We start from the raw sequence: 12,736 nt of genomic DNA, 5'->3' as shown, positions 1-12,736 counted from the left end.
AAGTCTACAGGAAATACTTCATCCGGATCGCTTCGGTCTGCGGGCCGACCATGTCGAACTTGCTGGCGGCGTATGTCGGCGGGCCGAACGAGATCTTCGGGTTCTGGGAGAAGCCGACGCCCTCCTTGGGGATGCCGAGGAAGTTCTTGTCGAGCTTGCCGTTGCCGTTCTCGTCGTGGAGCAGCGACACCGCATAATCGCCGGGGGCGAGCGGCACGGCGACGAGTACGACCGGGGTCGCGGCGGGGACGACGATCTGCTGGCCGGCACAGGTGTCATTGGGGAACTTGGCGGGACCGTGCCAGACGCAGAGGCGGATATCGCCGTGCGCGGACCGCAGGCCCGAGAGCGAAATCTCGAGCTGGACGGTGTCAGGCGCGGGCGCGGTGCCGAGCAGGACGAGCGGCAGCACTGCTGCCGCCAGCTTCAAGTATCGTCGCGGCCCCCCGGCCAGCGTTTTCGAAAGAAGCGGCCCCCCGGCCGCTGTCGCCAAATCCAGCATCATTTCGCTCCGCCACCCCGCGGTCGGTACCGCACATAACGTCCCATACACGGAAATACAGTCCGTAGTTGCCGAGATAGTGACGATGATGAAGTTCATGGTGCGATGCGGTAATCATGCCACGCCCGAAGCGGCCCTCGACCAGCGAGCGCGGGAAGATCTCCCACCCCATATGGTTGGTAACGCCGAAGAATGTCGCGACGAGCAGCACCACCAGCAGCGCCGCCCAGTGGATCGGCACGAGGAACACCAGCGCCGGGAACAGCCACGCGCCCGACAACGCCTCCCACGGATGGAAGGCCATCGCGGCCCAGGCGGTCGGCGGACGGCTGGCATGATGGACGGCGTGGACCCGCTTGAACCACCACGGCCGGTGCATCAGGCGGTGGCTCCAGTAGAACCAGGTGTCGTGGACGATCAGGTAGGCGAGCACGCTGCCGGGCAGCCACGCCCAGCCGTATGCCAGCGGCGCGTCGTAGATGCGGGTCCAGCCAAGCTGTTGCCACGCCACCGCGACAAGGCCGGCGGGCACGCCGTAGATCGCCGCCGAGAGCAGCGACCAGCCGATCTCGCTGCGGATTTGGCGGGTGCGGCGTTCTGCATTCAGGGGGCCCGCGACGATGCCGCGGCGGGCGGTCCACCACGCGAAACCGCCCGACACGCCGAGGTAGCGCACCACGACGATCGCGGTCATCGCCAGCGTGCCGAGGAGGAAGGGCATGAGCATTGCCCGTCGCTTCTAGTCCCGGCGGCGGGGGCCGTCACCTGTGCGGGCGTCGCACCTTCGACAGCGTCAGCCGCGCACCTCCAGCACCGTCTCGCCCCACGGCGTCAGGGTGCGGGTCTTGTCGCGAAAGTTCTCCGGCAGTTCCTCGACCATGTCCCAGGTCGCGCCGAGCCGTCCGAAGCCGACGCAGAACGCAGTCCAGATGCCGAGCTCGACGATCTCCGCCTCGGTGAAATGGGCGCGCAGGCCATCGTAGGTCGCGTCGTCGATCGACAGGTGATTGTTGGCGAAGCGGTCGGCGTAGTCGAGCGCCGCTTTCTCCGCCGCGGTCAGGTCCGGCGCTTCGCTCGGGCGCTCGAGCGAGCAGACCAGGCCCTCGTCGACGCCGTCGGCGACCGCGGACTGGTACCGGATGGCCATGCAACTGCGGCACTGGTTGTGAAACGCGATGCGCAGTCGCACCAGTTCGCACAGCCGGTCGGACAGCGCGCGGTTGGTGCGCAGCGCCGCCCCGAACTGGGTCAGGCCGATGGCGATCTCGGGCGTATTGGCGAACATCCTCATCAGGCCCTGCTCGAGCGGTGTGCCGGTGTCGGCGGCCGTTATCGTCCGCAACCGCGGGTCCCATTGCTCCACGGGTATCTTGGCTATCCGGCTCATGCCGCGACCTACCCAGGGCCGGTCGAGCGACCCGATCGCTACTATGAAGAACCGCCAGCGCGCCGCACAACTGCGAAAACTGTCAGCAGGAACGGCGCCGCTGCGGCACCGTGACGGGCGCGCGGGGGATGCGCTGCGGCCGTTCATCGGCTAACCCTCCGCGCGGATGGACTACGACCTGATCCTGGCCGGCGGGGGGCTGCACAACGGGCTGATCGCGCTGCGGCTTGCGGCGCTGCGGCCAGAGTTGCGCGTCGCTGTCGTCGAGGCCGGGCCATCGGTCGGCGGCAACCACACCTGGTCGTCGTTCGCGCGCGACCTGACGCCCGAACAGGCGGCATGGACCGCGCCGCTGATTGCGCACCGCTGGGACCGTTATTCGGTGCGCTTCCCGCGCCACTCGCGGATCATCGACATGGGCTATGTCAGCGCGACGTCGGCGCTACTCGACGCAGCGGTGCGCGCTGCGCTGCCGGCGGACTGCATCCTGACCGGGGTGCCGATCGTGGCGCTCGACCCGACGTCGGTCACGCTCGCCGACCAACGCGTGCTGACCGCGAGCGCCGTGATCGACGGGCGCGGGCAGGGGCCGACCAAGGCGCTCGACCTGCGGTGGCAGAAGTTCCTGGGGATCGAGGTCGAGCTCGCCGCCGATCATGGCCTCGAGGGGCCGATCATCATGGATGCGACGGTGCCGCAGTCTGATGGCTACCGCTTCGTGTACACGCTGCCGTTCGGGCCGCGCCACGTGCTGATCGAGGACACGTATTTCAGCGACGGCGACGATCTTGCACCCGAACGCCTGCGCCAGCACCTCGCCGACTACGCGAAGGCGCAGGGCTGGGAGATCGTCCGCGTTATCCGCGAGGAGACCGGCATCCTCCCGATCGCGCTCGGCGGCGACGTCGCGGCGCTGTGGGCGGAGGGCGAGGCGGGCGTCGGCAAGGTCGGACTGCGCGCGGCGCGCTTCAACCCGGCGACCGGCTATAGTTTCCCCGACGCGGTCCGCACCGCCGACCTGGTTGCGGGTCTGCCCGACCTTTCGCCGGCGGCGCTCGACAAGGCGCTCCGTACTGCCGCGATCGAGGCATGGAACGGCCGCAGCCTGTTCCGATTGCTCAACAAGATGCTTTTTCTCGCTGCGTATCCGCATGAGCGCCGGCAGATCCTGGAGCGCTTCTACCGCCTCGATGCCCGGCTGATCGGGCGGTTCTATGCCAGCGAGTCGACCTTCTACGACCGCATGCGCATCCTCACCGGCAAGCCGCCGATCCCGATCCCCCGCGCCGTCCGCGCCCTCCTCAAGTACGAGTTCGTGAAATGAGCACTGTCCTCACCCCCGCTGTCCAGGCAAAGCCTACCGCCGTGCAGGCGAAGCCGGTCGCGGCCCATCCGGCGCTTCGCACCGCGTGCGTCATCGGTGCCGGGTTCGGCGGCCTCGCGCTCGCCATCCGGCTGCAGTCGGCCGGCGTTCAGACGACGCTGATCGAGAGCCGCGACAAGCCCGGCGGTCGTGCCTACGTCTTCGAAGACCAGGGTTTCGTCTTTGATGCCGGGCCGACCGTGATCACCGACCCTTCGTGCCTCGAGGAACTGTGGGAACTGTCGGGCCGCAAGCTGTCGGACTATGTCGAGCTGATGCCGGTGACGCCGTTCTACCGGCTGCTGTGGGAGGACGGCACGGTCTTCGACTATTCCAACGATGACAAGGCGTTGTTCGCCCAGATCGCCGCCAAGTCACCGCGCGACGTCGAGGGCTACAAGAAGTTCCTCGAATACAGCGAGGGGGTGTTCCACGAGGGTTATGAAAAGCTCGGCCATGAGGCGTTCCTCGACTTCAAGTCGATGCTCAAGGCCGCCCCCAGCCTGATGAAATACCAGGCTTTCCGCTCCGTCTATTCGATCGTCGCGAGCTACATCAAGGACGAGCAGCTGCGGCAGGCGTTCAGCTTCCACTCGCTGCTCGTCGGCGGCAATCCGTTCAAGACCAGCAGTATCTACGCGCTGATCCACGCGCTCGAGAAGAAGTGGGGCGTGTGGTTCCCACGCGGCGGCACCAACGCGCTGATCAAGGGCATGGTCAAATTGTTCGAGGACCTCGGCGGCACCGTCCGCATCGGCGACGGCGTCGAGCAGATCACCGCCGACGGGGCGCGCGTCACCGGCGTGCGGACGAAAGACGGCTGGAGCGGCAGCTTCGACACCGTCGCCTCGAACGCCGACGTCGTCCACACGTACGAGGGGCTGCTCAGCGAGCATCCGCGTGGGAAGGCGATGGCCAGGTCGATGAAGCGCCGCAGCTTTTCGCCGTCGCTGTTCGTGACGTACTTCGGCCTCAAGCGGCAGCATCCCGACGTGCGCCACCACTCGATCCTGTTCGGGCACCGCTACAAGGAACTGCTGGCCGACATCTACGGCGGCGGCGAGCTCGCCGAGGACTTCTCGCTCTATCTGCACCACCCGACCGCGACCGACCCGGCGATGGCCCCGCCGGGTTGCAGCGCCTTCTACGTGCTGTCGCCGGTCCCGCATCGCGGCAAGCTCGACATCGACTGGGACGCGGAGGCGCCGAAGTACGCGAACGTCATCCTCGAGGCGCTGGAGCGCCGCATCCTGCCGGGCCTGAAGGAGGACCTGGTGACGATGCGGACCTTCACGCCGAAGGATTTCTCGACCGAGCTGAATGCGCACCTCGGGTCGGCGTTCAGCCTCGAGCCGGTGCTGTGGCAGTCGGCCTATTTCCGCACGCACAACCGCGACGATGTGCTGTCGAACCTGTATTTCGTCGGGGCGGGGACGCACCCGGGGGCGGGAATTCCGGGGGTGGTCGGGAGCGCGAAGGCGACGGCGAAGCTGATGCTGGGGGCGTAGTGCTCTTCCCTCTCCCGCAAGCGGGAGAGGGAAGTGTCACCGCACCGTCACCAGCGCCCGGTCGAGCACTCGCCCGTCCGCCCCTCGCAGCGTGAAATAATGCGCCCCCGGCAACGGCGGCCACAGCGCCCCGCTCAGCGGCAACGAGCGCCCGTCGACATTGAGCTTCAGCCCCGGCACACCCCCGGCAACCCGAACCCCGACCCGCTGCCGCGCCGCCGGAATATCGGGGTCGAGTGCGATCACCGTGCCGTTGGTCGGGCTGAGCAGGCGCGGGCGCTCGGCCTCCGGGGGCGCGACGCGGACCAGTGACAGCGCGGTGCCCGGCAGGAACAGCTCGGTGCGCGGCGGCTCGATTGCGGGGCTGAAGACGACGCGTGACGCGACGAGGCCTGGGTGCGGCGGCTGGTGGCCGGGCGCGTCGCGGTGGAGGTACAGCATGATCTCGCGCCATGCCGGGGCACCGCCATCGGTCCCCGAGACGCCCGCGCCCATCGCGTCGCCCTCGAAATTACCGACCCACACCGCCACCGTGAAGCGGTCGGTGAAGCCGATGCACCAGTTGTCGCGCAGCGCCTTGGAGGTGCCGGTCTTGACCGCCGCCCAGAATGGCAGCGCCAGCGCGTTGTCGGAGCCGAAGGTCGAGGTGCGTGCCGCGTTGTCGCCGATCATGTCCGCGACGATGCCCGCCGCCGGGGCGCCCAGTACCTGTCGGTCGGCAAGCGGCGTGCCCATCTCCAGCCGTAGCGGCGACCAGCGGCCGCCGCGCGCCAGGCTGCGGTAGGCGGATGCCTGCTCGACGAGCGTGACCTCCGCCGACCCAAGCGCGAGGCTGAACCCGTAGTAATCGCCGTCCTTGGAGATGCCGCGGTAACCGGAGTCGAACAGCCGGTCGCGGAACGCGTCGACCCCGACCAGGAGCAGCGTCCGAACCGCGGGGACGTTAAGGCTGTTGCCGAGCGCCGAGCGCGCGCTGACCGGGCCGCGGAAGCTGCGGTCGTAATTTTGCGGGATGTACAGGCCGTTGGCGGTGTCTAGGTCGACAGGGGCATCGTCGAGGACGCTCGCGGCGGTCAGCAGTTTGCGCTCGATGGCGAGGCCGTAGAGGAACGGCTTGAGGGTCGACCCGGCCTGCCGCGGTGCGCTCGCGCCGTCGACCGCCCCGCTGGTCGAGGCCGCGCCGCCGCTCGCGACATAGGCGAGGATGTCGCCGCTCGCGTTGTCGACGACGATCGCCGCGCCGTCGCGGACGTTGCGCGCCGACAGCGCTGCAAGACGCCGGCCGAGGATGTCGGCGACGACGCGCTGCAAGCCGGCGTCGATGGTCGTGCGGACGCTCCGCACGTCGGGGCCGAGCAACTTGGCCGCAAGCTGAGGCGCAAGGCCGGGGTCGGGGAGCGCCGAGCGGGGCCCGAGCATCGTCTCGGCAGCGGTCGTCAGCGCGGGGCAGAGGTCCGGCGCGCCGCGGCAGGCGCGCTCGGCGACCCGGCGCGGCGACGCGGAGGGCGCCGGGATCAGCGCCGCGAGCACGCGCGACTGCGCGACGTTGAGGGCGGCGGGCGGCACCCCGGCCAGGCTCCGCGCCGCCGCATCGACGCCGATCAGGTCGCCGCGGAAGGGCAGCAGGTTGAACCACGCCTCGAGGATCTGGTCTTTGGTCCAGCTGGCCTCGATCGCCCCGGCGGCTCGGGTTTGCCGCAGCTTCTGCCGCCATGTCCGATTTCCGCTAGTCCCGAGGTCTTTGGACAGCAGTCCGGCGAGTTGCATGGTGATCGTGCTCGCACCCCGCGTCGGGCGGCCCGCGATGCGGTCGCGGAGCGCTCCGCCGACGCCGCGCCAGTCGATACCGCCGTGTTCGCGGAAGCGCTTGTCCTCGGAGGCGACGGCAATGGCGACGAGGGGTGCGGCGATACGGGGCAGCGGCACCCAGTCGAGGCGGCGGACCTTCGGGTCGGCGCGGACGATGTCGAGGACCTGCCCGTCGCGGGCGAGGAGACGCGCCTCGCTGCTGTTCCACGCGGCGCGGGTGGCGGCGTAACTCGGCATGGCGGGCGGCCATGTTGCCACAACAAGGGCCAGCGCCAGCCCGGCTAGGGCCGCCCGCCAGTGCCAGCGCCTCACTTCGCCGCCGCCACCTCGACCACATGGTTCGGGACCATCGCCATCATCTCAGGCGAGTACAGCGCCTCGACCCGCGTCGGCGGCATCCGGAACACACCCTCGCTGTTGAGGCGAAGCGTGTATTCGTAGGTGATCGTCCCCTTCGGCATCGACTCGTAGTGGGCGTGGACGGCGTCGCTGCGGCGCTCGACGAAGGTCGGCTGCAGGCCGCTGGTGTCCGCGCCCGCAAGCATTTCGGAACGCCCGCCGAGCGAGCCGCCGAGGACCGTCGCGCCGGCGGGCACGGGGTCGTCGATAACCACCCACTCGATCGGTGCGCGCGGCGTGACGGTGATCCGGACCCGCATGACGTCGCCGCGGCTCCAGCGGCCCGCGACCGAGCGGCTGACGATGAACACCTGCCGGCTGACCGCGAAGCCGCTGGCGAAGGGCGCGGTCAGCGGCACGGCGGCGCGCGAAGTGACGGTCGCCCACGGCGCCCCGGTGCCCGAATGGGTCAGGGTCAGCTGGGTCTTGGTGGTCGGCCACGCCAGTGTCGCGGGGTCGGGGTTGCCGCTCCAGGCGAACGATTTTGCCTCGGGGCCGACGGTGACCTGCGTGGTGCCGGTGACGGGCTCACTCTCGAAGATGCTCGAGAACTTGCGCATCGCCAGCGTGCCGACCGCGTTGGCGACCGTGGTGTCCCAGTGGCCGCGCTGCTGCTTGAGCATCAGGCCGCGTGCCAGCCCGCCCGCGTCGGCGCGCCAGTCGGGCAGGGCCGAGACCGTCGCGAGCAGGCGCGCGGCGGTGCTGTCCGGCGAAGCGAGGAGCTGCCATGGGTCGTCGCTGCGGGCGATGGTCAGCCGCGTACCCTGCAGGTCGAGGCGGGCGCGCAGCACGTTCGAGGCCGATGTCAGCTTGACCTGCGCGTCGGGGATGCCGGGCAAGGTCTGCAGGATATAGGCCCAGTCGACGACGCCGCTGGTCGGCCACGCATCGGGGGTCAGCGCGATCGGCTCGACCATCGCCGGGGTCGCCGACTTGACCGATGTGAGCGCCGCGACCGCGCCGAGGCGGCGGGTGGCAAGGTCGCCGCCGAAGCCCGCGAGGCCGATGTCGCCGCTCGCCTTGTCGAGGACCAGCACGTTGGCGTGGCTGCGGGTCGTCTTGCTGGCGATGAAGCTTTGCAGGCCGGCGATCATCTTGGCGCGCGGGTCGTCGGGGAGCGGCCAGCCGGCTTCCGCAGACAGGCGCAGGACATAGGCGGTCAGGCTATCGTCGCCGGCGATCCAGTCGGCGGGGAAGAAGCGCACCAGCCCGTCGCCGTCGAGATAGGCGGGGAGCAGTGCCGCCGACCGGTCCCACATCGCGCGGTCGCCGAGCGCGACGGCGCGGCTGAGCTGCTGCTCGATGCAGTCGTAGCGGTACTGCGCCATGTAAGCGCGGACCCCGGGCAGCGAGCCGCCGAGCGTGCGGGCGAGCGCCACGTCGAGGCCGCCGCGGCCCGGAATGCCGCCGACCGGCAGCGCGACCGGGAATTGGATCTGCGGGCTGAGCTGGACGAGGGTCGACTGCCAGACCGCAACGGGCACGGCGGGTGCTACGGTCTGCGGGACCTGCACGGCGTCGGTGGCGGTGCCGGCGTTGCCGCTGATCGCCCACACGATCTCGCCCGGATTGGCGGGGGCGAGGATGCCCCAGCCGACGGTGACCGCGTCGTTGGCGGCGATGTCGACGGTCTTGGTCGGTAGGGTCGTCGCGCCGGCGTGACCGGTCAGCACGACGCGCATCGGCTTGCTCGTCGCATTTCGCGCCAGCACGGTGGCGACGTAGCGGTCGCCCTCGCGGACCAGCGGCGGGATACCCGGCAGGATCTGGAGCGGCTGGGTGGTGCGGATGGTGGTCGCACCCATCCCGAACAGGTCGCTGCCGCCGCTCGCCACCGCGACGAGGCGAAAGCCCGACAGCGCGTCGTTCAGCGGCACCGCGATGCGGGCGCGGCCCTGCCCGTCGAGGGGGACGCGCGCCTGCCACAGCAGCAGCGGCTGAAAGTCCTTGCGGGTCAGGCCGCCCGCGGACGCACCGCCGTCGCCACCCGCCGCGACCGCCTTGAGACCGTAGTGGCGCTTGCCGACGACCTGCCCCTGTGCGGTCGAGGTCTGCACCCACACCGGGCGCTCGCCCATCATCGCGGTGAGCACGTCCCAGCTCGGGTTGTCGGAAAGCTGGAGCAACGCCTCGTCGACCGCGGCAAAGGCGATCTCGGAGCCAGCGGGGAGCGCGCGACCCTTGGGCGGCGTCACTGTGACCGCCGCCTGCGCGATCTTGCGGACGCCGTAGGTCGGCGCATCGGTGGCGACCTTGACCCCGAGGCGATGATCGCCCCAGCCGACGCGGATCTTGGTCATGCCGAGGCGGTAGCTCGGCTTGGCGAGGTCGATCAGCGCGGTCGGCGAGGCGGCGTCGCGCGAAATCCACGGCAGGTTCCAGCGCCGTGCGAGGTCGGCGAGCCACAGCCGCCAGCCCGCCACGCGCCCGCGCACCGCCAGCACCGAGACGTAGACGTTGGGCGCATAGCCGCGCTTGAGCTGGACTTCGACGACCGGGTCCTTGCCGCTGAGCTGGGTGACGAAGCTGTCGACGACGCCGTCGCGGAGCACGCTGACCAGCGCGGTCGCGGTGCGGAACGGCATCCGGACCTGCAGGCGCGCGACGCCTCCGGCGGGGTATTCGGGAGCCTCTGCGACGACGTCCATGCGGTCTCCGTTGTCGCCGCCGAAGTACCAGTCGTCGTCGCCCGCGAGCCAGACCGACTTGGTCGCCTGCGACAGGCGTCCGGCATTGTCGCGGACGGTGGCCTGGGCGATGACCTCGCCCGACACGCCGACGTCGATGGCGCAGGTGACGAGGCCCTTGTCATCCGACGTGCCGCTGCAGGTCTTGCCGAGTTCCTTGGTCTCGCGGCTGTTGTCGTAGCTGTAGAAGCCGCCGATCAGCCGCTTGCGGTAAGAGTAGGTTTCGCGGCTGAACAGCGCGACCGAGACCTTGGCGCCGCGCACCGGTTTGTCGTCGAGGTCGAGCACGACCATCTTGAGCCGCAGGTCGTCGGCCTTGGCCAGCCAGCCGTCGCCGGCGATGCCGACGTGCAGCCCTGACGGGTCGAGGTCGATCTTGGCGGCGGTGGTCGCGACCTCGCCGTTGGCGTCGTCATAGTCCATCTCGGCAACCAGGCGCGACGGCACTGTCACGGGTGGCAACTTGTCGATTGTCACCCGCGCGCCGCCGTTCGCGGCCAGCGTCACCGGCTGGACCGAGGCGCGGAGCGGAGCGGCAGAGGGCGCTTCCTCGCCACCGTCGAGGGGGACGATGCCCGCGACCAGGGTCTCGCCGCCGAAGCTGAAGTTCGGATAGTCGGCGGCGCTGATTTCGCGCGGCTCGACCTGGGTGCGGAGCTTGACCGGAGCGCGATTGACCGCGCCGCCGGACAGGTAGGTCAGCGACAGGTCGAGCGGTACCGACGCGGGCGCGATCTGGTGCGTGCCGGGGCCGCGCACCGAGGCGCGGATCGTCGGCAGGCGGAACTCGTCGACCTTGAAGCTGCCCGAGACGTGGCGGGCGCCGGTCTGGCCGATCTCGCCGATCGACACCTCGTAGTCGCCGAGCGCCGCCGCCTTCGGGATCGCCCACTCGCTGACCCCGATGCCGTCCGCGCCGAGCGCCAGCGGGATTTCCCATTGCTGGTCGGAGCCGGTGTGGCGAATGACCAGGCTGGGCTTTTTGGGCAGGTTGGTCGGCAGGCTGAGCCCGCGGTCGTCGGTGGCGCGGATGAAGTGCTTGATGTGGACGGTCTCGCCGGCGCGGAGCAAGGTCCGGTCGAACACCGAGTGCCACACCGACTGCGTGCCGCCGTAGCCGGTCGGCATCTGGAAATCGCCGGGCTGGATGCCGCTGTTCCAGCTCGTCAGGGTGAAGCTGTAGTCGTTCGCGGTGCGTGCGCTGACCATCAGCGGGTGGCTCGAGTCGTAGTTGCGGCAGCCGCCATAGCTCGATGGGTCGGGGAGCCTGTCGGGGACCAGGGCGCGGCCCGAGGTGTCGGTGACGCCGCTCCAGAACACGTCGCCGGTGCAACTGTCGAGGATGGCGATCTTCGCGCCGGCGACGACCGATGCATCGGCGAGGCGGGTGACCCAGACCAGGCTGCGGCCCCGGCCCCACTGGAAATGCACCGCCATGTCGGTGACCAGCGCGGCGCTGGCGACGTAGCGCGTGCCGCCCTTGGACAGCAGGGCGCGGCCGAGGATCGGCGAGGCGAGCTCGACGACGTGGAAGCCGTTGGTGCGGAGCGGGATGCCGACGACCTCGAAGGCGCGCGCCCCGTTCGGCTTGGCGATGGTCAGCGCGGTGGCGGGCGCACCGGCCTTGATCAGCGGGGTCGAGCGCGTCGTGTTGATCGTCGTGGTCTGCTTCGACCCGGCGATCGGCTCCTCGTAGCTGGTGCTTTCCTCTGCCTTGTCGAGCGTGCGCAGCCACTCCGCCACCCGGGCATCGCCCTCGACGGACAGGTCTCGACCCTTCACGGGGCCGACCTGCAGACCGGCGACATTGGCCTCGACGGCACGCAGCGTAACCGGCAAGACGCCGCCCTCTGCCGCCTCGACGATGCCGAACGAGCCGGCGAACTTGACCAGCGGCGGCAGGTCGCCGGTGCGGGTGTCGAGCGGGAAGCGCGCGCCGTTGGTCAGGGTGCGCCCGGCGTCGTCGGCCAGGTTGGCGGGCAGCTCGACGCGGTAGTTGGCGCGCTCGTCGAAGGGGCCTTTCCACTCGACGGTGTCGACGGTCTGGGTACGCGCGGCGAAGGCTGTCGGCGCGACCGAGCCCTTCGGTCCGACGAGGCGGATCGCGGCGGCGGTCGCGGCGGGGACCTTGCCGGTGAACGAGACACGCATCGCCTCCAGCGGCGAGCACGACGCAGCGGCGGTGCTCCGCGAGCATTCGAAGCGTGCGGCGAACGCCGGGCGGACGCGGTAGTCCTTGCGGGTCCCGGCGGCGGTGACGAGGCCGTCCGCGCTGGCAATACCGGCCCCCCAGATGATCGACATGCGGCCACCGGCGGGCAGGGTACGGCGGCACTTGACCGCGATCACGGCGGACGGCGGCCCGATGTCCTCGCCCTCGTATTCGGCGGCGCGAAGGCCTGCCTTGCCGAGGAAGTTCTGCATCGAATAATCGCGCTTGGTACCCGCCATGATGCGGTCGCGGTCGGCGTCGGGCAGGATGTCGAGCGGCACGACCTCGCCGATGCCCTCGATCCGGCACGAGGCGTGGGCGGCGATGCTGGCGGCCGTGGGCCGGGCGTTAAGCGCAAGCAGAAAGGCCGCGTCTTCCTCGATGGTGCCGCTGTCCTCCTCGGGAATCGCGGCGCGGAGGTTGGGGCCACCGGTGTCGAAGGCGAACGTCCTGGGGCCAGCGACGGTCGCGCCGCTCGCGTCCTTCAGGCCCGCGTTGAGATTGAAGACGCAGCGCCGGCCACCCGCCAGCGGCTTCGGGAAGTCGATCGCATAGGTCCGCGCGTCGACCCAGCGGCCGGTCGCGCCGGCCGCGCAAGCGCCGCTGACCGGAGCGGGCAGGCGGGGATCGCCGAACGCCACCATCGGTGTCGTGAAGCGCAGCTTGACCTGCTCGGGGCGCTCGACCGACCCGGTGGGCGAGAACAGCTCGACCGCAGCTTGGGGTCCGCTCATCGCCCGGCCGGCGACGAGTGCGCCGACGCCGAGCAGGGTTGCAGTGAGGGTAGCGCGGAGGCGGAGGGAAAGCATCAGAGGCCATGATGCGCGGAGCCGATGACACACGCAAGACACCGCCGGAACAATCCCGCA

7 protein-coding genes are annotated in these 12,736 nt (G+C 70.1%); 2 read left to right on the top strand and 5 right to left on the bottom strand.

Going from position 1 to position 12,736, the window contains the following annotated elements; translation table 11 throughout:
- Positions 1-4 precede the first annotated feature (4 nt).
- The 3 genes from KX816_13380 to KX816_13370 form a co-directional block, all read right to left on the bottom strand.
- Entirely contained in the window at positions 5-397 is a 393-nt protein-coding gene (locus tag KX816_13380; protein ID QXQ08566.1) for a DUF2141 domain-containing protein, read from the bottom strand.
- A complete protein-coding gene (locus KX816_13375; GenBank protein QXQ05252.1) occupies positions 372-1,229 on the bottom strand; it encodes a sterol desaturase family protein in 858 nt (285 codons plus the stop codon). The genes KX816_13380 and KX816_13375 overlap by 26 nt, the downstream gene beginning before the upstream one ends.
- 66 nt (positions 1,230-1,295) lie before the next feature.
- Entirely contained in the window at positions 1,296-1,889 is a 594-nt protein-coding gene (locus KX816_13370; GenBank protein QXQ05251.1) for a carboxymuconolactone decarboxylase family protein, read from the bottom strand.
- Positions 1,890-2,055: 166 nt separating this feature from the next.
- On the opposite strand from KX816_13370, the gene crtY reads away from it, so the two are divergent.
- The gene (crtY, locus tag KX816_13365; protein ID QXQ05250.1) at positions 2,056-3,213 is read left to right on the top strand and encodes a lycopene beta-cyclase CrtY; all 1,158 of its coding nucleotides are present in this window, start codon (positions 2,056-2,058) and stop codon (positions 3,211-3,213) included.
- On the top strand, positions 3,210-4,760 hold the full coding sequence (locus KX816_13360) for a phytoene desaturase (GenBank protein ID QXQ05249.1): 1,551 nt from the start codon (positions 3,210-3,212) through the stop codon (positions 4,758-4,760). Before crtY ends, KX816_13360 begins: the two co-directional genes overlap by 4 nt.
- 36 nt (positions 4,761-4,796) lie before the next feature.
- Here KX816_13360 and KX816_13355 read toward each other — a convergent pair whose 3' ends face one another.
- Entirely contained in the window at positions 4,797-6,806 is a 2,010-nt protein-coding gene (locus tag KX816_13355; protein ID QXQ05248.1) for a transglycosylase domain-containing protein, read from the bottom strand.
- Positions 6,807-6,877: 71 nt separating this feature from the next.
- Positions 6,878-12,676, bottom strand: coding sequence for an alpha-2-macroglobulin (locus KX816_13350; GenBank protein ID QXQ05247.1), 5,799 nt, complete (start codon positions 12,674-12,676; stop codon positions 6,878-6,880).
- Between the last annotated feature and the right edge of the window lie 60 nt (positions 12,677-12,736).

The organism is Sphingosinicellaceae bacterium (assembly GCA_019285715.1).
In the GTDB taxonomy this organism is placed as follows: domain Bacteria; phylum Pseudomonadota; class Alphaproteobacteria; order Sphingomonadales; family Sphingomonadaceae; genus Glacieibacterium.
Note: the sequence above shows the minus strand (reverse complement) of the source record. Positions and strands in the feature narration are given on the sequence as shown.